Source organism: Pseudomonas sp. 29 (genome assembly GCF_002754355.1).
Taxonomy (GTDB): domain Bacteria; phylum Pseudomonadota; class Gammaproteobacteria; order Pseudomonadales; family Pseudomonadaceae; genus Aquipseudomonas; species Aquipseudomonas neuropathica.
Genome location: NZ_PEEY01000001.1, coordinates 1,190,948 through 1,212,103, shown reverse-complemented (window position 1 = coordinate 1,212,103; position 21,156 = coordinate 1,190,948). Strand labels below are relative to the sequence as shown.

At 59.1% G+C, this 21,156-nt stretch carries 14 protein-coding genes; 10 read left to right on the top strand and 4 right to left on the bottom strand.

The window, feature by feature from the left end; genetic code table 11:
- Positions 1-109: 109 nt before the first annotated feature.
- The 5 genes from flgB (at position 110) to CLU80_RS30135 (ending at position 8,816) form a co-directional block, all read left to right on the top strand.
- Complete coding sequence (flgB, locus tag CLU80_RS05655) at positions 110-517, top strand: flagellar basal body rod protein FlgB (protein WP_007917581.1); 408 nt, start codon at positions 110-112, stop codon at positions 515-517.
- 3 nt (positions 518-520) lie between these two features.
- On the top strand, positions 521-964 hold the full coding sequence (flgC, locus tag CLU80_RS05650) for a flagellar basal body rod protein FlgC (protein WP_099756939.1): 444 nt from the start codon (positions 521-523) through the stop codon (positions 962-964).
- Positions 965-979: 15 nt separating this feature from the next.
- A complete protein-coding gene (gene flgD / locus CLU80_RS05645) occupies positions 980-1,705 on the top strand; it encodes a flagellar hook assembly protein FlgD (RefSeq protein WP_093442110.1) in 726 nt (241 codons plus the stop codon).
- A 30-nt stretch (positions 1,706-1,735) separates the two neighbouring features.
- Entirely contained in the window at positions 1,736-3,067 is a 1,332-nt protein-coding gene (gene flgE / locus CLU80_RS05640; protein WP_093442114.1) for a flagellar hook protein FlgE, read from the top strand.
- Positions 3,068-3,671: 604 nt separating this feature from the next.
- Positions 3,672-8,816 (top strand): beta strand repeat-containing protein, encoded by a 5,145-nt coding sequence (locus CLU80_RS30135; protein WP_286079701.1) that lies wholly within the window; start codon positions 3,672-3,674, stop codon positions 8,814-8,816.
- A 169-nt stretch (positions 8,817-8,985) separates the two neighbouring features.
- Here the strand turns inward: CLU80_RS30135 and CLU80_RS05625 are convergent, their stop codons facing one another.
- Positions 8,986-11,880, bottom strand: a complete 2,895-nt coding sequence (locus tag CLU80_RS05625) for a ribonucleoside-diphosphate reductase subunit alpha (RefSeq protein ID WP_093442118.1) — start codon at positions 11,878-11,880, stop codon at positions 8,986-8,988.
- Positions 11,881-12,736: 856 nt separating this feature from the next.
- Here CLU80_RS05625 and CLU80_RS05620 point away from each other — a divergent pair.
- Positions 12,737-13,459, top strand: coding sequence for a response regulator (locus CLU80_RS05620; protein WP_099756938.1), 723 nt, complete (start codon positions 12,737-12,739; stop codon positions 13,457-13,459).
- On the top strand, positions 13,456-15,066 hold the full coding sequence (locus tag CLU80_RS05615) for an ATP-binding protein (RefSeq protein WP_099756937.1): 1,611 nt from the start codon (positions 13,456-13,458) through the stop codon (positions 15,064-15,066). Before CLU80_RS05620 ends, CLU80_RS05615 begins: the two co-directional genes overlap by 4 nt.
- 116 nt (positions 15,067-15,182) lie before the next feature.
- Here CLU80_RS05615 and CLU80_RS05610 read toward each other — a convergent pair whose 3' ends face one another.
- Entirely contained in the window at positions 15,183-15,908 is a 726-nt protein-coding gene (locus CLU80_RS05610; RefSeq protein ID WP_099756936.1) for a 4'-phosphopantetheinyl transferase family protein, read from the bottom strand.
- Positions 15,909-16,057: 149 nt separating this feature from the next.
- Positions 16,058-16,849, bottom strand: coding sequence for a dienelactone hydrolase family protein (locus CLU80_RS05605; protein ID WP_093442135.1), 792 nt, complete (start codon positions 16,847-16,849; stop codon positions 16,058-16,060).
- 143 nt (positions 16,850-16,992) lie between these two features.
- Here CLU80_RS05605 and CLU80_RS05600 point away from each other — a divergent pair, with 143 nt between their 5' ends.
- The 3 genes from CLU80_RS05600 to CLU80_RS05590 all read left to right on the top strand — a co-directional run bounded on the left by CLU80_RS05600 (position 16,993) and on the right by CLU80_RS05590 (position 19,765).
- Positions 16,993-17,595: a putative outer membrane beta-barrel protein gene (locus CLU80_RS05600; RefSeq protein ID WP_095051104.1), complete on the top strand. Its 603-nt coding sequence runs from the start codon at positions 16,993-16,995 to the stop codon at positions 17,593-17,595.
- Between the two features lie 149 nt (positions 17,596-17,744).
- Positions 17,745-18,422 carry a response regulator transcription factor gene (locus CLU80_RS05595; protein WP_093442145.1) on the top strand — a complete coding sequence of 226 codons (678 nt, stop codon included), beginning with the start codon at positions 17,745-17,747 and terminating at the stop codon, positions 18,420-18,422.
- Complete coding sequence (locus tag CLU80_RS05590) at positions 18,419-19,765, top strand: ATP-binding protein (RefSeq protein WP_095051103.1); 1,347 nt, start codon at positions 18,419-18,421, stop codon at positions 19,763-19,765. Before CLU80_RS05595 ends, CLU80_RS05590 begins: the two co-directional genes overlap by 4 nt.
- A 234-nt stretch (positions 19,766-19,999) precedes the next feature.
- Here the strand turns inward: CLU80_RS05590 and CLU80_RS05585 are convergent, their stop codons facing one another.
- A complete protein-coding gene (locus CLU80_RS05585; RefSeq protein ID WP_099756935.1) occupies positions 20,000-20,998 on the bottom strand; it encodes an AraC family transcriptional regulator in 999 nt (332 codons plus the stop codon).
- Positions 20,999-21,156 lie beyond the last annotated feature (158 nt).

Genomic DNA, 21,156 nt, shown 5'->3' with positions numbered 1-21,156 from the left:
GCCGCTTTGCCGACTCCCTGCAAAGCCCCGGTTTATGCGGCTTTTGTGGTTTGGCACGGCGCTTGCTAAAGCTCAGTTACGAAAAACCGGTCACCTGAAGGTTCCCGACATGAGCATCAGCTTCGATAAAGCGCTCGGCATTCACGAAAAGGCATTGGGCTTCCGCGCCCAGCGTGCCGAAGTGCTGGCCAACAACATCGCCAACGCCGACACCCCGAACTACAAGGCTCGGGATCTGGATTTCTCCAAAGTGCTTGAAGCACAGACCCAGAAAAATGCGAACGGCACCATCGCCCTGAACATGACCAACAGCCGTCACATCGAAGCTGAAGGCCTGGGCAACGGCGACGAATCGCTGATGTATCGCACGCCGATGCAACCGTCGATCGACCAGAACACCGTGGACGCTCAACTGGAACAGTCGAACTACGCGGAAAACGCCGTCGGCTTCCAGGCCAGCTTCACCCTGCTCAACAGCAAATTCAAAGGGCTGGTGTCAGCCCTGCGCGGAGAGTAATCCATGTCCCTGTCCAGCGTTTTCAACATTGCCGGCAGCGGCATGAGCGCACAAACCACGCGTCTGAACACCGTGGCGTCGAACATCGCCAACGCCGAAACCGTCTCGTCGAGCATCGACCAGACCTATCGCGCCCGTCACCCGGTATTCGCCACCATGTTCCAGGGCGGCCAGAGCAGCGGCAGCAACTCGCTGTTCCAGAGCCAGGACGCGGCCGGTCAGGGCGTACAGGTGCTCGGTGTGGTCGAAGACCAGAGCAACCTCGAAGCGCGTTACGAGCCGAACCATCCGGCGGCCGACGCCAAAGGCTACGTCTACTACCCGAACGTCAACGTGGTGGAAGAAATGGCTGACATGATTTCCGCGAGCCGCTCGTTCCAGACCAACGCCGAAATGATGAACACCGCCAAAACCATGATGCAGAAGGTACTGACCCTCGGTCAGTAATAAGGGGCGACTGCCATGAGTGTTTCCGATACCACCAGCAGCCTGAGCATGAATGACATCCTGGCGAACTCGTCGAAAAAGACCAGTTCGACCACCGGTGGCATTGCTTCGGCGACCAACAGCGCCACTGGCGGCCAGGCACTGGGCAAGGATGCGTTCCTGCAATTGCTGGTCACCCAGCTGAAAAACCAGAACCCGCTTGATCCGCAGGACAACAGTGCCTTCGTTGCGCAGTTGGCACAGTTCAGCAGCCTTGAGGGGATCACCACCCTCAACAGCACTGTCAGCTCGCTGGCTGGCAACTACAACTCCTCGCAGGCGTTGCAGGCTTCGTCGCTGGTGGGCCGCAATGTGATCGTGCAGACCAACTCGGTTCAGCTCGACGATCCGAGCAAAGGCATGACCGGCTCGGTCAGCGTTCCGTCGTCGATTGCCGGCGGCACCGTCAGCATCACCGACAGCAGCGGCACGGTCGTTCGCACCATCGATCTGGGCAGTCGCGCGGCAGGCAGTGCGAGCTTCACCTGGGACGGCAAGGACAAGGACGGCAACGTGGTCAAGACCGGTACCTATACCGTCAAGGCCAACGCATCGATCAATGGCACCTCGACCGATATGGCGACCTACCTGCCGGCCACCGTCACCAGCGTGACGATCAGCCAGACCGGCGGCGAGCTGATGCTCAACCTGTCCGGCAAGGGCACTGTTGCCCTGTCCAAAGTACAAACCATTGGTATATAGAGCCGACTAACCGGCACAAAGGAGTGGAATATGTCTTTCAATATCGGCCTTAGCGGTCTCTATGCAGCCAACAAGCAACTGGACGTGACCGGCAACAACATCGCCAACGTCGCGACCGCCGGTTTCAAATCGTCCCGTGCAGAATTCGAAGACGTCTACTCGGCCACTCGCCTGGGTAGCGGCAGCAAAGTGATCGGCAACGGCGTGCGCCTGGCCAATGTTTCCCAGCAGTTCACCCAGGGTGACATCAACAACACCGGTAACGTGCTGGACATGGGCATCAACGGTTCGGGCTTCTTCACCATGAGCAACAACGGCTCGGTGTCCTACACCCGTGCCGGTACGTTCAAGGTCGACAACGCCGGTTACATCACCAACACCGACTACACCTCGCGCCTGCAGGGTTACGGCGTGGACGCCAATGGCAAGATCATCAACGGTGTGTTGACCGACCTGAAGATCGATACCTCGAACCTGGCGCCGAAATCGACTTCCCTGGTGACGTCGAGCATCAACTTGAACTCGACTGCGCCGGTGATCAACGACACAGTGGCGGCCGGCAAGTTTGATCCGAGCAAGCTTGAGACGTACACGAAGAGCTTCAGCACTCCGATCTACGACTCGCAGGGCAACTCGCACGTCATGGATCAGTACATGGTGAAAACCGGCCAAAACACTTGGAAGGTTTACACCCTGGTGGACGGGCGTAATCCGGATGCAACCGGTAGCAATCCACTCACGACGCCTCCAACTGCTTCGACACTGACGTTTGACAGTTCGGGCAATCTGACTCAGGTCAGCACACCTAATCCGGCGGATCCGGCCAATCCGATCATCAGCAGCGACTTGAAGCTGGCCAATTGGAAGCCGGGCAACGTGGTCAACGGTAACTTTGTACCTAACGGCGCAGCAGCCAACACGGCTGGCGTGACCATCTCCATGTCCAAGACCACTCAGTACAACGCTGACACCGCGCGTTCGATTCCGACTCAGGACGGTTACGCCACTGGCCAGATCACCAACCTGACCATCGACGGCACCGGTACTTTGTTCGCCAACTTCAGCAACAACCAGAGCAAGGCCATCGGCCAGGTTGCGCTGGCCAGCTTCACCAACGAACAAGGCCTGCAGGCTATCGGTGGCACCAGCTGGAAAGAGACGTTTGCTTCGGGTATCCCGGGCTACGATGCACCGGAAACCGGTACCTTGGGTTCGATCGCTTCCAACTCGCTGGAAGAGTCGAACGTTAACCTGACCAACGAACTGGTAGACCTGATCAAGGGCCAGAGCAACTATCAGGCGAACGCCAAGACCATTTCCACTCAGAGCACCATCATGCAGACCATCATTCAGATGACCTGATGTGATCTGAGAGCTGCACTGAAAACCGACGCGCCAATGCGTCGGTTTTTTTTGGCGTAGTATTTGGGACGTGTGTTCAGCTATCTACCGTTTGTCGGTCGCTGTGGTGTGGAACTTGCACTCTCGGGAAGCGGTGGCGGTGCGCGTCAAACTTTCATTCACTCCGCCTGTTTGCAAGCCGGGCCTAAGGTCCGGTGGCTTGGAAGCCATCAGTAGTCACCAGGGATGCGACACTTTGAACAGTCATGATTACGTCAGTGCGCCGATTGCGGTGCCAGCGCTCGACGGCCTCCGGCCGGGCCGTATATGCCCGCACTGCCCGGGCATTGCCGGTTGCCCTGTCAGTGCCCCCTCATCCAAACCGATTGAAATCAATTCTCCTGTTGTCGGGTTCACACAGCAACGTTTGCGCGGCCGATGTCGTGCGCGGTGATTTTTCTGATCGTGTCGAGCATCACCGCCCCCAGCCCAAAGCGGTCGGATTTTTCAAAATGCTCAAGCCTTTTTGCAATCAAGCCTTACGTGCATCAGAGAGGGTGAGTCCTCAGCGCCAGGCGATTTGACGCAGTTTCCAACACAAGCACACTCACACAAGGAAGATGTAATGGCGGTAATTTATGGGTCCAATGGTGCAGATTCGCTGGTAGGTACCATCGGCGATGATCAAATACGTGGTTTGGCGGGCGATGACGTTTTGAATGGTGGGGATGGCAACGACCTTCTCATTGGTGGCGAAGGGGCTGATCAGCTCATTGGTGGCGCAGGTTTCGACACCGCCAGCTACGAAGACGCCAATCAGGGAGTCGGCGTGACGATCAACCTGAAAACCGGCGTTAACTCCGGTCTTGCGGCGGGCGATACGTTCAACGGTATTGAGGCGTTTCGCGGTACCAGTTACACCGACAACTTTGTCGCCGACGCTTCGGCCAACACGTTTGATGGTGTGATCGGCTACGACACCTTGAGCTACGCCACCTCCGAGCAGGCGATCAACCTGACGTTGACCGGCGTCAATGGTACCGGTCTGGGCGGCGATGCGCAGGGTGATGCCTTCAGTAACATGGACGTGGTTATCGGTACCGCGTTCGATGACGTCTTTACCCTGAACTCTGGCAGCACGAGCGTCTATGGTGGCGCCGGTAACGACGTCTACATCATCAATGGTCCCTGGACTGGTGGCATCGGTGAAGGCGCCGGTGGCGGCGATGATGAGATTCGTACCAATCAGATCAAAATAAGCATGAGTGGCGAAATCGAGCGCCTGACGTATACCGGCACCGGCAACTTCACCGGTATAGGCAGTGCAGGCAACAACGTCATCACCGGCGGTGTCGGCAACGATGTGCTGATCGGTGGTGCGGGTGCCGACCAGTTGATTGGCGGCGCAGGTTTCGACACGGCCAGCTACGAAGACGCCAACCAGGGTATCGGTGTGACGATCAACCTGAAAACCGGGGTTCACACCAGTCTGGCTGCGGGTGATACGTTCAACGGTATCGAGGCGTTTCGCGGCACCAGTTACACCGACAATTTTGTCGCCGACGCCACGGCCACCTCTTTTGATGGTGCGGGCGGCTACGACACCTTGAGCTATGCCACCTCCGAGCAGGCGATCAACCTGACGCTGACCGGCGTCAATGGCACCGGTCTGGGCGGTGATGCGCAGGGTGATAGTTTCAGCAACCTGGAAGCAGTTGTCGGCACTGCATTCGATGATGTTTTTACCCTTAACTCTGGTAGCACAAGCGTCAGTGGTGGCGCCGGTAACGACGTCTATATCATCAATGGTCCCTGGGCGGGCGGGATAGGTGAAGGCGCCGGTGGCGGCGATGATGAGATTCGTACCAACCAGCTCAAAATGGGCATGAGTGGCGACATCGAGCGCCTGACGTATACCGGCACCGGTAACTTCACTGGCATCGGCAGTACAGGCAACAACATCATCACCGGCGGCGTTGGCAACGACGTGTTGATCGGTGGTGCGGGTGCCGACCAGTTGATTGGCGGCGCGGGTTTTGACACGGCCAGCTACGAAGACGCCAACCAGGGTGTCGGCGTGACGATCAACCTGAAAACCGGGATTCACACCAGTCTGGCGGCGGGTGATACGTTCAACGGTATCGAGGCATTTCGTGGTACCAGTTACACCGACAATTTTGTCGCCGACGCCACGGCCACCTCGTTTGATGGTGCGGGCGGTTATGACACCTTGAGCTACGCCAGCTCCGAGCAGGCGATCAACCTGACGTTGACCGGCGTCAACGGCACCGGTCTGGGCGGCGATGCGCAGGGTGATACCTTCAGCAACATGGAAGCGGTTATCGGCACGGCGTTCGATGACGTCTTTACCCTGAACTCCGGCAGCGCGAGCGTCGGTGGTGGCGCCGGCAACGATGTCTACATCATCAATGGTCCTTGGACAGGTGGCATCGGTGAAGCCGCCGGTGGTGGTGATGATGAAATCCGTACCAACCAGACCAGTATGGGCATGAGCGGCGAAGTCGAGCGCTTGACCTATACCGGGACGGGTAACTTCACCGGTACTGGCAACGCTGGCGACAACATCATCACCGGCGGCGCTGGCAACGATGTGCTCCTCGGCGGTGCAGGTGCCGACAAATTGATTGGCGGCGCCGGTATCGACGTTGCCAGCTATGAGGACAGCCTTGCTGCGGGTGTCACGGTCAACCTGAAAACCGGTGTACACACAGGCTTCGCTGCAGGCGATACTTTCTCCGGTATCGAAATCATTCGTGGCAGCAAGAACGGTGACACGTTCTTCGGTGACGCGCAGGCCAACATTTTTGATGGCGGCACCGCGGGGGGCGTCGATACCGTCGATTACTCGTTGTCGGCGCAGGCCGTGAACATCACGCTTACCACGCTCGGCGCCGGCAGTGGTCAGGGCGGCGACGCGCAGGGCGATACCTTTACCAATATCGAGAAAGTCGTCGGTTCGGACTTCGACGATGTGTTTGTCAGCGGCTCCGCAGCCTCCCTGTTCCAGGGCGGGGCGGGTAACGATCTGTACATCATCAACGGCTCGCCCAATCAGTCGGTCATTGAATTGGCGGGTGGAGGTGACGACGAAATACGCACCTCGCTGAGCAGCATGACCTTGAGTCCTGAAGTCGAACGCCTGACCTATACCGGCACCGGTAACTTCACCGGTACAGGCAATGCGGGCAACAACATCATCACCGGTGGCGTTGGCAACGACGTACTAATGGGGGGTGCGGGTGCGGACCTCTTCATCGGTGGCGCGGGCCTCGATACCGTCTCCTACGACGACTCCACCGTAGGCGTGACGATCAACCAGAAAACCGGTATTCACACGGGCATTGCTGCTGGCGATACCTTTGAGGGTATCGAAGTCATTCGCGGCTCCAAATACAGTGACACGTTCATGGCCGGCGCCGCTGCCGACAAGTTCGACGGCGGTACGGCCGGCCCGGACAACATGGACGTCATCGACTATTCGCAGTCTGGCGCGGCCATCAACCTGACGTTGGTTTCCGGAGCTGGCACCGGGACCGGTGGTGATGCCGAGGGCGATTCGTTCTCTGGAATCGAAAAGGTGATCGGTTCGGGGTATGACGATGTGTTCACCACTTCCACGTCCGGCTCCTTCACCCTACAGGGTGGTGCGGGCAACGACGTCTACATCGTCAACGCCGGTGCCTCGGCGGTGATCGTCGAAGCGCAGGGCGGCGGCGACGACGAAGTGCGTACCAACCAGCTCAGCATGGGGCTGCACAATAACGTCGAGCGCCTGACTTACACCGGCACGGGCAACTTCACCGGTCGCGGTAATGCCAGCGACAACATCATCACCGGTGGCGCTGGCAACGATACCTTGCTGGGCGGTGCGGGTGCCGACAGCTTTATCGGTGGTGCCGGTACGGACACCGTCAGTTATGACGACAGCACGGTGGCGGTGACGCTCAATTTCAAGACGGGCGTATACAGCGGCATCGCCGCAGGTGACACCTTCACCGATATCGAACTGATTCGCGGCACGCAGTACGCCGATACATTTATCGCCGGCGCGGGTGCCGACAAGTTCGACGGTGCTACGGGCATTGATGTGGCGGATTACTCGCAATCCACTCAGGGCGTGACGCTGACATTGGGTGCTGCCGGTGTCGGCTCTGGCACGGGCACGGGTGGCGATGCCGAGGGAGACAGTTTTTACGGTATCGAATCCATCATCGGCTCGGCTTACAACGACGTCTTTATCGCCAATGCCAACTCGACCGGTTTCACTGTGCAAGGTGGTTTGGGCGACGATGTTTACGTCCTCAACAACGCAAACTATGGCGCTATCATCGAACTGGCTGGCGGCGGTAATGATGAAGTGCGCACCAATCAGTCTTACTACCTCATGAATGCCGGGATCGAGCGCTTGACCTATACCGGTACCGGGATGTTCCAGGCGCGAGGCAATGCGCTCGATAACGTCATCACGGGCGGGGCCGGGGACGACATTTTGATGGGGGGCGATGGCGGCGACACGTTTATCGGTGGCGATGGTTTCGATACGGTCAGCTATAACGACGTCGGGCCGGTAGGCGTGGTCATCAATCTCAAAACTGGCGAGCACACCGCTATAGCCAAGGGCGATACCTTCCAGAGCATCGAGAAGTTCGTCGGCTCGGGACGCGACGACACTTTCATCGGTAATGATCAAATCAACAATTTTGACGGTGCTTTCGGGCGCGACACGGTGAGCTTCGCCTTTGAAAGCTCAGCCATCACGCTTGACCTCACTCAGCCATTGACCGGTGCCGCAGCAGGCGACACCTACACCAACATCGAAAACTGGGAAGGCACTGCATTCAATGACACGTTGATCGGTGGTGCCGGCGCCGAGACGTTTATTGGTGGCAAGGGCGCTGACTTTATCGATGGCGGTGCAGGTGTTTCCGATGAAGCCTGGTACATCGGCAGCTCGGCTGCGGTGCAAATCGACTTGCTGGCCAATACAGTCACCGGCGGTGATGCGAGCGGCGATGTACTGGTCAATATTGAGGGGCTGCACGGCTCGTCATTCAACGACACCCTGACCGGGAACGCTGCCTGGAACACCCTCTATGGTGGCGCAGGGAATGACCTGATCTACGGCGGGGACGGCAACGACTCGATTTATGGCGGCAACTACGAGCCTTACGCGATCAACGGTCCGGATCGCAGCGGTCCGGCCGAGGCGGATCAGCTGTTTGGCGGCAATGGCAACGACAGCATGTTCAGCGCCAACAACGATGTCGGCAGCATCCTGCACGGTGATGCCGGTAACGACGATATTAACGTTTACGCCGGTATTGCCTATGGTGATGACGGCAGTGACTCGCTGGTGGGCAATGGGCCTGAATATCAGCTGTTTGGCGGCGCGGGTTCCGACACCTTGATCATGTTCGGCGGTGGGTATGCCTACGGCGGTGAGGGCAGCGATACCTACAAGGTGTATTCGTCGACCAATGTGATGATCAAGGACGATGGTCTTCAAGGCGGCGATAGAGTCGAGCTGCAGAATATCAAGTCGTATGCCGATGTGATCATCAAGACCGACGGCACCAATGCCTACATCTTCAATGCTGTGGAGTGGAATGCCGGTAAGCAGAGCAACGCGGTGATTCTTGCGGACTGGTATGCAGGCTCGAACACCATCGAAACCTTCGCTACTGCCAATGGTGATACGTTCACCATTCCAGTAGTGGGGCAGGCGATGGCCGAGTCCTTTATGGTCTGATGAGGTACTGAAAGCACAATGAGCGGCGAAACCTGTAACCGGGTTTCGCCGTTTTTTTGCTTCAATATTTACTCCAGCCAAAAGAAAACCCCCGACACACCAGAAGTCTGTCGGGGGTTTCTTTTGCCTGGAAGAATCAGACGTCTCGCAACGCCTGACTCAGCTCAGCTTATTGGCAAGCTTCGCAATCCGGCTCGTCAATCGCGCAAGCCTTTGGCACTGGCGCAGGACCGGCAGGAGCTGCCAGAACCGAATCGTCGCCGTGGTTGCCGCCGCTGGAAACAGCGTTCAGCTTGCCGGTGTTGATGGTCGACTTCTCGGTGCTGGTCGCGGCCAGGGCACGGAGGTAGTAAGTGGTTTTCAGACCACGGTACCAGGCCATGCGGTAGGTCACATCGAGCTTCTTGCCCGATGCGCCAGCGATGTACAGGTTCAGCGACTGGGCCTGGTCGATCCACTTCTGACGACGGCTGGCGGCGTCAACGATCCACTTGGTGTCCACTTCGAACGCGGTCGCATAAAGCTCTTTGAGTTCTTGCGGGATGCGCTCGATCTGCTGAACCGAACCGTCGTAGTACTTCAGGTCGTTGATCATGACCGAGTCCCACAGACCGCGAGCCTTGAGGTCGCGAACCAGGTACGGGTTGATCACGGTGAATTCGCCCGACAGGTTCGATTTCACATACAGGTTCTGGTAGGTCGGTTCGATCGACTGCGATACGCCGGTGATGTTGGCGATGGTCGCGGTCGGTGCGATGGCCATGATGTTGGAGTTACGAATGCCTTTCTGTACACGGGCGCGAACCGGTGCCCAGTCGAGGGTTTCGTTCAGGTCGACATCGATGTACTTCTGACCACGGGCTTCGATCAGGATCTGTTGCGAATCCAGCGGCAGGATGCCTTTGGACCACAGCGAACCCTGGAACGTCTCGTACGCGCCACGCTCGTCAGCCAGGTCGCAGGACGCCTGGATCGCGTAGTAGCTGACCGCTTCCATCGACTTGTCGGCGAACTCGACGGCAGCGTCGGAACCGTAAGGGATGTGCTGCAGGTACAGCGCGTCCTGGAAGCCCATGATGCCCAGACCGACCGGACGGTGCTTGAAGTTGGAGTTCTTCGCTTGTGGCACCGAGTAGTAGTTGATGTCGATCACGTTATCGAGCATGCGTACAGCGGTGTTCACGGTACGTTCCAGCTTGGCGGTGTCCAGCTTGCCATCCACAATGTGGTTCGGCAGGTTGATCGAGCCCAGGTTGCAAACAGCGATCTCGTCCTTGTTGGTGTTCAAGGTGATCTCGGTGCACAGGTTCGAGCTGTGAACCACGCCGACGTGCTGCTGCGGGCTGCGCAGGTTGCACGGGTCTTTGAAGGTCAGCCATGGGTGGCCGGTTTCAAACAGCATGGAGAGCATTTTGCGCCACAGGTCTTTGGCCTGGATGGTCTTGAACAGTTTGACCTTGCCTGGGTATTCGGTCAGGGCTTCGTAGTACTCGTAGCGCTCTTCGAAGGCTTTGCCGGTCAGGTCGTGCAGGTCCGGTACTTCGGATGGCGAGAACAGGGTCCACTTGCCGTCATCGAAGACACGCTTCATGAACAGGTCAGGGATCCAGTTGGCGGTGTTCATGTCGTGGGTACGACGACGATCATCACCGGTGTTCTTGCGCAGTTCGATGAACTCTTCGATGTCCATGTGCCAGGTTTCCAGGTAGGCACAGACAGCGCCTTTGCGCTTGCCACCCTGGTTAACGGCTACAGCGGTGTCGTTCACCACTTTGAGGAACGGCACAACGCCTTGCGACTTGCCGTTGGTGCCCTTGATGTACGAACCCAGAGCGCGAACAGGCGTCCAGTCGTTGCCCAGGCCGCCGGCGAATTTCGACAACATGGCGTTGTCGTGGATCGCGTGGTAGATGCCCGACAGGTCATCCGGCACGGTGGTCAGGTAGCAGCTCGACAGCTGTGGACGCAGGGTACCGGCGTTGAACAGGGTCGGGGTCGACGACATGTAGTCGAAGGACGACAGCAGGTTGTAGAACTCGATCGCACGGTCTTCTTTCTGCTTCTCTTCGATCGCCAGGCCCATGGCCACGCGCATGAAGAAGATCTGCGGCAGTTCGAAACGCACGCCATCCTTGTGGATGAAGTAACGGTCGTACAGGGTCTGCAGGCCCAGGTAGGTGAATTGCTGATCACGCTCGTGGTTGATCGCCTTGCCCAGTTTTTCCAGGTCGAAGGAAGCCAGCACAGGGTTCAGCAGTTCGAACTCGATACCTTTGGCGATGTAAGCCGGCAGTGCCTTGGCGTACAGGTCGGCCATTTCGTGGTGAGTGGCGCTTTCGGCCACACCGAGGAAACCCAGACCTTCGGCACGCAGGGTGTCCATCAGCAGGCGGGCGGTCACGAACGAGTAGTTCGGCTCACGCTCGACCAGGGTACGGGCGGTCATCACCAGGGCGGTGTTGACGTCGGTCAGGGCCACGCCGTCGTACAGGTTTTTCAGGGTTTCGCGCTGGATCAGGTCGCCGTCGACTTCTTCCAGACCTTCGCAGGCCTCGGTGACGATGGTGTTCAGGCGGCCCATGTCGAGCGGCGCCAGGCTGCCGTCGGTACGGGTGATGCGGATCGACGGGTGAGCGTTGACCGCTTCTTCGGCCGGCGCGTGGGCAGCGCGTTCTTTCGAACGACCGTCACGGTAGATCACGTAGTCGCGAGCGACTTTCTGCTCACCGGCACGCATCAGGGCCAGTTCGACCTGGTCCTGGATTTCTTCGATGTGGATGGTGCCACCCGACGGCATGCGACGCTTGAAGGTCGCGGTGACCTGTTCGGTCAGACGGGCAACGGTGTCATGGATTCGCGACGAAGCGGCAGCGGTGCCGCCTTCAACTGCGAGGAACGCTTTGGTGATAGCGACGGTGATCTTGTCATCGGTGTAAGGAACGACAGTGCCATTGCGCTTGATCACGCGCAGTTGACCAGGCGCGGTGGCTGCCAGATCCGAATTCGAATCAGCGGCCTGCGGCAAGGTGCCCTGCGGGTTCTCGCGAGTTGTGTCGGTTTGCATGGGGGGTGGTCTCCACATTCTCTATGTTTGTTTGGGCACCATCATGGTGCCCACCGTTCTGTCCAGAAGCACTACAGCCGACGGGCGTCGGGTATAACAACTTCGGGACAGTAGGAAAAAAGGCTGATGAAGCCGCATCCTTGCCGAAGTTTTTGGCTACGAGCCAGGGCTCGAGCCGGATTCCTTCCCGGGTGACAGTAATGACTGCAACACCCGTACCGTTCTCGCCGCTGCGAGCTAAAAAACGGTGCCATCCGCAAGTGCGGTTTGGGCTTTGAAAAACTTGCTTGGTTCAACCGGAAACAGGCAATAAATCGCTTGAGTTTCAGGTCTGAAATGTGGTTGGGCGTTTAAGCGGAAAACCCTATATGTAGGGTCTCTCCCTGCGCCGTGCTACAAGATAATGCGTTTTACGGGTGCTTGCAACGTACTAGCTGTGGATAAACCTGTGCGTAAATTGTGTAAGAAATCCGGAATTCGCGTGTAGGCCGCGAACCTGCTGAGCTAGACCGTCTGTCACTGTTTTTTCACCGGGAAAAACGCTTCAGCGGATTTTTAAGGGCGCGAACCCTATCACAAAAAACGGCCTTGTCCGAACGCATTTACCGACTTGTGTTCTGGCTGTACGCCGTTTATACAATCGGCCCATGCGCAGGCATTCTTATCCTCCTCAAACATGACAAAAGGTCGGGAGGATCTGAAGCTGTGGGAGCGAGCCTGCTCGCGAATGCGCTATGTCAGCTGACTCAGATGTTGGCTGATACGACGCCTTCGCGAGCAGGCTCGCTCCCACAGGGAATTGTGTTGAGGCAGACGTTCCTCCTTTATTAATAACAATAGAAAGCAGAGGTCAGCGGTGGAGCAACAAGCCTTTGAGGTATTGATCGTCGAGGATGACCAGCGGCTGGCCGAATTGACGCGCGACTACCTGCAAGCCAATGGACTGCGCGTGGATATCGAAGGCAACGGGGCGCTGGCGGCTGCGCGGATCATCCAGGAGCAGCCGGATCTGGTGATCCTTGATCTGATGCTGCCGGGCGAGGATGGCCTGAGCATCTGTCGCAAGGTGCGCAATCAGTATGACGGGCCGATTCTGATGCTCACCGCGCGCACCGACGATGCCGATCAGATCCACGGGCTCGATCTCGGTGCCGACGATTACGTGTGCAAACCGGTGCGCCCACGGCTGTTGCTGGCACGAATCCAGGCGTTGCTGCGCCGTAGCGATACACCTGAACCGCTCGCCGAAAAATCCCGCCGTCTGCAATTCGGCCCGTTGGTGGTCGACAACGCCTTGCGCGAAGCGTGGCTGAGCGACAACGGCATCGAGCTGACCAGCGCCGAGTTCGATCTGCTCTGGCTGTTGGTGTCCAACGCCGGACGGATTCTGTCCCGCGAAGAAATCTTCACCGCACTGCGCGGCATCGGCTATGACGGTCAGGACCGTTCGATTGATGTGCGCATCTCGCGCATCCGCCCGAAAATCGGCGACGACCCCGACCATCCACGCCTGATCAAGACCATTCGCAGCAAAGGTTATCTGTTCGTTCCTGAAGCCTGCGTAGACCTGCCTCTGTGAACTCGATCTTCCTGCGCATCTACGGCGGCATGTGCGCAGCGCTGATTCTGGTGGCGGTGCTCGGCGTGCTGGCGCTGAATCTGCTCAATCAGGTGCGCAGCGAGCAGTATCGCGAGCGGCTGGCCCACGGTACGTTCTCGCTGATGGCCGACAACCTGCAACCGATGAATGAAACCGAGCGCCATCGCGCGTTGCTGGTGTGGGAGCGTTTGCTGGGGATCCCGCTGGCGCTGAAGAAGTCCGCCGAGACCGATCTCGATCTGACCCAGCGCACCCGCGTGCAACGGGGGCAGGCGTTGGTCGAGCAGACCGGTCCGCACGCGGCGAAGGTTTACCGGATGGTCAGCGACAAAGAACAGCTCGTACTGGTGGGTGAAGTTCAGCAGATCAGCGAGCAACTGGCCCGCGCAACCATTTACCTGCTGGCCGATGAACTGGTGCGCGTGCCGGTCGCCGAGCAACCCAAGCGCCTCGCACAGATAAAGGAAGAGAAGGGCTTCGGTTTCGATCTGCGCCTGGTCACGGTGAATGACGCCGACATGGACGAAGACCAGAGCCGCCGCGTGGCCGAAGGCGACACGGTGATGGCGCTGGGCAAGGGCGGCGATTCGATCCGCGTGTTTGCCGGCATGGTCGGCACGCCGTGGGTGCTGGAAATCGGGCCGCTGTATCAGATGAACCCGTACCCGCCGGAATGGCTGGTGCTGATTGCGGCACTCGGTCTGAGCCTGATCGGCCTCATTGTTTATCTGTTGGTGCGCCAGCTCGAACGCCGTTTACGCGGCCTCGAAGCTGCGGCCACGCGGATTGCCAAGGGCAGCCTGGAAACCCGTGTGCCGGCGCGCGGTGCCGACTCGGTCGGGCGTCTGGCGGCGGCGTTCAACGGCATGGCCGAGCACTTGCAGCAGCTACTGGCAATCCAGCGCGAACTGGTGCGTGCGGTCTCTCATGAACTTCGCACGCCGGTGGCGCGTCTGCGTTTCGGTCTGGAAATGATTGGCTCGGCGACCACCCCGCAAGCGCTGGAGAAATACCGCGAAGGCATGGATCACGACATCGAAGACCTCGATAAGCTGGTCGATGAAATGCTCACCTATGCGCGACTGGAGCAGGGTTCACCGGCGCTGACGTTCCAGCGCATCGATCTGGATGCGCTGGTCAATCAGGTGATTGAAGAGCTGGCGCCGCTGCGTGCCGAGGTCACGGTGCAACGTGGTTTGTGCCTGTCTGCGGCGGATAACGATGATGCCTGGGTCGAAGCCGAGCCGCGTTATCTGCATCGGGCGCTACAGAACCTGGTGAGCAACGCCATGCGCCATGCACGCTCGAAGGTGACGGTGAGTTATCAGGTCGGGCAATTGCGCTGTCGCGTGGATGTCGAAGATGACGGCCCGGGCGTGCCGGAAGTAGCGTGGGAGCGGATTTTCACGCCGTTTCTACGCCTGGATGACAGCCGTACGCGGGCGTCGGGCGGGCATGGCCTGGGCTTGTCGATTGTGCGACGGATCATTCACTGGCATGACGGCCGGGCGATCATTGGCAAGAGCAAGAGTCTGGGTGGGGCTTGCTTTAGCCTGAGTTGGCCGCGCAATCAGGAACGCCGGTAATTCTTGTGGTGGCCGCGATGCCGCCTTCGCGAGCAAGCTCGCTCCCACATTTGAAATGCGGTTTCCTGTGGGAGCGAGCTTGCTCGCGAAGAGGCCCTTGCAGGCACCGAAAGATTTCAGGCCTTGATGCTGACCAGACTCAGCAACTGCCCATCCTGCACCCCGAACTGCGCCTCCAGTTCAGTACCGTTGCGCCATTCAGCGGACAAGTCTGTCAACAAGCGCAAATGCACCTGACCCGCCTCCGTCCATTCCAGCACTTCTGCATGCTCGAAATAAAAGCGCTTCTGCACAATCGGGTACAGCGCTTTGAACAGACTTTCCTTCACCGAAAACGTCAGCGTCACCCACAGCGCCAACTGATCCCGCGAGGCGGCCGTCATGCGCTGCATTTCAGGTGGCGTCAGAATCTCCCCAGCCAAGCGCTCGGCCCGTTCGGTGTTGAGCAGATTTTCCAGGTCCATGCCCAAACCGCGCCAGTGCTGTTTGTTGGCGACTATCGCCGCGGCACGACCGGTGCTGTGGGTGATCGAGCCGCAGATATGTGCCGGCCACACCGGCGCGCGGTCTTCACCAATCGCTGGCACCACGCTGCTGCCTTCTAATTGCTGCAACGCCGCGCGGGCGCAAATCCGTCCGGCGAGAAATTCCGCCTGACGTTTGGCCACTGAACGTTGAATGCTTGGCGGTGCAACGACGGCGCTGCGCTGGAAATCATCGCCGAGCAGTTGTGCCGGATCGAAATGGGTGCTGAGCAGCACGGTATCAGGCAACACCGTCGGCAACGGCCAGTGGCTGTTGAGCGCGGTGCAGCAGGCGGGGAAGGCGGGGGTGAGATTCATGGCGGGCATTTTGCCGGTTAGTCGGGCCGAGGTCGAGATAGCGGTGAAGCTATCGCGAGCAGGCTCGCTCCCACAGGGGATCTTCTGGGCGGCATAGATCCGGTGTGGGAGCGAGCCTGCTCGCGAAGGCCGCGGCGCGGTGTCTTTGATCAGCTGAAGATTTTCTGCAAGAACGCTTTCATGTCCGCCCAGGATATTTCGTCTGCTGCTTTGTTGTACCCGATGTCCGGGCCACCGTGCTCGCCATGGCTCAGGCGATCGGCATCCGGATTGGTGAAACCATGCTTGGCACCCTTCAGGCTGACAAACTTGTAGTCAGCCCCGGCATTGTCCATTTCTGACTTGAAGGCAGTGACGTTGTCGGCAGTGACCATGCTATCCAGCGCACCGTGTTCGACCAGAATCTTCGCCTTCACACTGCCGGGTGTCGCCGGGGTCTTGGTCGCCAGCGCACCGTGGAAACTCACCACCCCTGCCAGCGGCTCTCCTTGTCGCGCGGCGTTGAGCACCACGCCGCCGCCGAAGCAGTAACCGATGGCGGCGATTTTGTTGACGTCGGTCTGCGGCTGCTTCTTCAGCAAATTCAGCCCGGCCTCAAAGCGCTTGCTGGAAGCCGCCGCATCCTGAGTCGCCGCCTGCATGAACGCCATCGCGTCTTTCGGGTGCTCGGTGTTCTTGCCTTCGCCGTACATGTCGATCGCCAACGCGCTGTAGCCAAGTGCGGCGAGATCGCGTGCGCGGCGTTTGGCGTAATCGTTCAGGCCCCACCATTCGTGCACCACGACGACACCCGGGCGTTTGCCTTTGATGGCGTCGTCGTAGGCGTAGTAGCCGATCAGTTTCGTGCCGTCGGCGCTCTGATAGGGAATTTCTTCAGTCTTGATCGCAGCGTGAGTGAGGCTGCTGACAGCCAGCAAAGTAAGGGCGAGGAACAGGCGCATGGTCGGGTCTCCTGACAATAAAGGGTCAAAACAGCCTAGTTCATTTGGTTCAGGTCAGGTTCAGAGACGGTTCAGGGGCGGTACAGGGGGCGGTCAGTAACCTTGCGCCATACCCAAACAGCACTGTGAAAGAGGAAATACCCATGACTTTTAACAAACTGTTGCTGGCATTGACCGTAATGAGCGCCAGTATCGCGGCCCAGGCTGACACCACTTCGAACTTCGCCGGCCTGTCCTTTGGCCAGACCAGCGACAAGATTGACAAGTCCCACGCACTGAACAACAACCTCGACCACCCGAACGCCACCGGCGCGATCGACGGTAACAACACCTACGGCGTACGCCTCGGTCAGCAAAACAGCCAGGGTCGCTACTACGCCACCTACGACAACGTGTCGGGCTCGCACAATGGCATTAAACTGCGTCAGGAAAACCTGCTGGGCAGCTACGATCTGTTCTACCCGGTAGGCGGCAGCACCAAGTTGTTCGGTGGCGCGACGGCGGGTTTGACCAAGCTGACTCAGGAATCGCCAGGCTTTAGCCGCGACAGTGATATCGGTTACGCCGTCGGCGGTCAGCTCGGTGTGTTGCAACAAGTATCGCAAAACACTTCGGTCGAACTCGGTTACCGTTACCTGCGCAGCAATGCCAGCACCGAGATGAGCGAACGCGGTGGCAGCAAGCAAGGTTCGCTGGATTTGACCAGCAGCGCGCAGACTTACCTGTCGGCTAACTACAATTTCTAAGGAGTTGCCAGCAGGTTCAGTGTGGGAGCGAGCCTGCTCGCGAAAGTGCCGGTTCAGTCGATGAGATGTCGACTGAACCATCGCCTTCGCGAGCAGGCTCGCTCCCACAGGTGTGTGACTGGAGATTCTGATTTATCCGGGAGAGTTTTATGAAACTGTTGGTCGTCGAAGATGAAGCGCTGTTGCGCCATCACCTGCAAACCCGCCTGACAGAAAGTGGTCACGTGGTCGAGTCCGTGGCCAATGCCGAAGAGGCGCTGTACCAGACCGGACAGTTCAACTTCGACCTGGCGGTGATTGATCTCGGCCTGCCGGGCATGGGCGGTCTCGACCTGATTCGCCAATTGCGCGCGGCTGGCAAGACCTTCCCGATCTTGATCCTCACCGCGCGCGGCAACTGGCAGGACAAGGTCGAAGGACTCGCCGCCGGCGCCGACGATTACGTGGTCAAGCCGTTCCAGTTCGAAGAACTCGACGCGCGCCTGAACGCCTTGCTGCGCCGCTCCAGCGGTTTCACCCAGTCGACCATCGTCGCCGGGCCGCTGCTGCTCGACCTCAATCGCAAACAGGCGAGCCTCGACGAGCAACCGCTGGCGCTGACCGCCTACGAGTACCGCATCCTCGAATACCTCATGCGCCATCACCAGCAAGTGGTGCCCAAGGATCGCTTGATGGAGCAGCTCTACCCGGACGACGACGAGCGCGATCCGAATGTCATCGAAGTGCTGGTCGGTCGTCTGCGGCGCAAACTCGAAGGCCCGGCCGGGTTCAAGCCGATCGACACCGTGCGCGGCCTCGGCTACCTGTTCAATGAGCGCTGCACTTGATTCGTTCCCTTCGCGTTCGCTTGATGCTCGCCGCCACCACGTTGGCGGTGTTGTTCATGCTTGCCTTGCTGCCGGCGATGCAAGGCGCGTTCAGCCTCGCCTTGCAGGATTCCATTGAGCAGCGGCTGGCTTCGGATGTCACCACGCTGATCTCGGCCGCGCGCATTGAAAACGGTCGGCTGGTGATGCCGACGCAACTGCCGGATGAGCGCTTCAATCTCACCGACTTCCGTTTGCTCGGCTACATCTACGACCGCGAAGGGCATCTGGTGTGGCGCTCGAAAGCCACCCAGGAAGAGCAGATCAACTACAAACCGCGTTATGACGGCCTCGGTAACGAGTTCGCGCGGATCCGTGAAACCAACGGCCAGGAATTCTTCGTCTACGACGTCGAAGTCAAACTGCTCGGCGGCAAAAGCGCGGCGTTCAGCATCGTCGCCCTGCAACCGGTGCGCGAGTACGAAACCACCCTCGAAGGCCTGCGTGAAAATCTCTATCTGGGCTTCGGCGCTGCGTTACTCGTGTTGCTGGCGCTGCTGTGGATCGGCCTGACCTGGGGTCTCAAAGCCTTGCGCCGGCTCAGTCAGGAACTCGACGAAATCGAAGGTGGAACCCGTGAGAGCCTCACCGAACAACATCCACGCGAACTGCTGCGCCTGACCGGCTCGCTCAACCGTTTGCTGCACAGCGAGCGTCAGCAGCGCAGTCGTTATCGCGACTCTCTCGATGACTTGGCGCACAGCCTGAAAACCCCGTTGGCGGTGTTGCAAGGTGTCAGCGAAGACATGGCCCAGCGTCCTGAAGAGCGCGATCAGGCCTGGGTGCTGCAAAGCCAGATCGAACGCATGAGCCAGCAGATCAGCTACCAACTGCAACGGGCGAGTTTGCGCAAAAGCGGACTGGTGCGGCACCAGGTGCGCCTGCAACCGGTGCTCAAAAGCCTCTGCGACACGCTGGACAAGGTTTATCGCGATAAACATGTGCGGGTGGCGTTTGATTTACCCGAGCATTGCTATGTGCCGATCGAGCAGGGTGCCTTGCTGGAGATGATGGGCAACTTGCTGGAAAACGCTTATCGCCTGTGTCTGGGCGAGGTGCGCATCAGCGTGCGCGAGACCCTCGCCGGGATCGAACTGTGCGTCGAAGATGACGGCCCGGGCGTGCCGCCGGATCAGCGTGCGCGGATTCTCGAGCGTGGCGAGCGGCTGGATGCCCAGCATCCGGGGCAGGGGATCGGGTTGGCGGTGGTCAAGGACATTATTGAAAGCTACAACGCCAAATTGGCCCTGGGGGATTCGCCGATGGGTGGGGCGGCGTTCAGGATCCATTTTCCGGCGGTGTGATCGGGAGTTGCCCTCACCCCAGCCCTCCCGAAACGTCGGACCGCCCAGAGGGAGAGGGGGCCGACCGAGGTGTCTGGCGTTATACATCGACCTGAAATAGCCAGTCGATTATGGATTCAAACGCGAAGTTTCAGGCAGGCGTACTTCTTGAGCATCCCCCAATCAGTCCCCTCTCCCTCCGGGCGGTCCGACGTTTCGGGAGGGTTAGGGTGAGGGGCTTTTGATTTTTGTGCCTCACTGCTCCTGCGCCCGATAAGCCCCCGGCGTCAGCCCGGTCCACTTCTTGAACGCCCGATGAAACGCCGACGGTTCGGAAAACCCCAACTGCTCGGCAATCTGCTGCAACGACAGATCCGCACGGCCCAAATGATAAATGGCGATATCCCGCCGCAACTGATCCTTCAACTCCTGAAAACTGCTGCCTTCCTCGCGCAAGTGCCGGCGTAGCGTCTGCGGGCTGATGTGCAGATGCGCCGCCACTGCCTCAAGATCCGGCCAGCGTGCCGTGTCGCGACTGAGCAAACGGCGCAGACGGCTACTCAGGCTGTCGCCGTCGTCCGGGCGTGAGAGCAGGTCGGCGGGGGAGCGTTCGAGAAAATGTTTGAGCGTGCGTTCGTCCTGCAACAGCGGCATAGACAGATAGCGGCTGTGGAATAAAAGGCTGCTTTGCTCGGTGCCGAAAGTCAGCGGGCAGGGGAACAACAAGTCATATTCAGCGCCGTGTTCGGGCCGGGAATAGCTGAAAGTCGCCTGTTCGAGGCGAATCCGCTGGCCAATCAGCCAACTGCCCAGACGATGCCAGATCACCAGCAAACTCTCGGTGAGAAAGTGATCCGGGTCCCACATTTGCGAATCATCGAGGTTCAAACGCACCCATTCGTCTTCGCGCGTCAGGCTCAGGCGCGGGGCTTCGGGGAATAGGCTATAAAACAATAAACCCCGTTGCAGCGCTTTCTCCAGATTGCGGCAGTGGATCGAGGCGTGGCACATCATGGCGAAACTGCCGGGTTTGCTCGGGGCGTTGCCGAAACCCAGGTATTCGTCATCCAGCGCCAGCCACAGGCCCTGAATCAACCGGGTGAATTGTTCCGGAGCGATGCGTGCGCGCGGCTCGTCGAGCAGTTCCGGGCTGATGCCCAGTTGCAGCAGCAGGCCCGAGTAATCGAACCCCTGGCGGCGCGCGCCACCGAGGGCGGCACGGGCGAAATGGCTGGCGATGGTGCGTTCGCGCATAAGCGGCAGATCCTTTCTCAGGCGCCGGATGGTAGCCGGCGGCTGGGCGCGCCTACAAGGCGGATTTCCGCCAAATTGTAGGACGAGAAGCGGCGAGTTGGCGGAAATCCGCCACACTTGAGTAACGGGACGGTGACATCCATGCACCTGTAATCCCT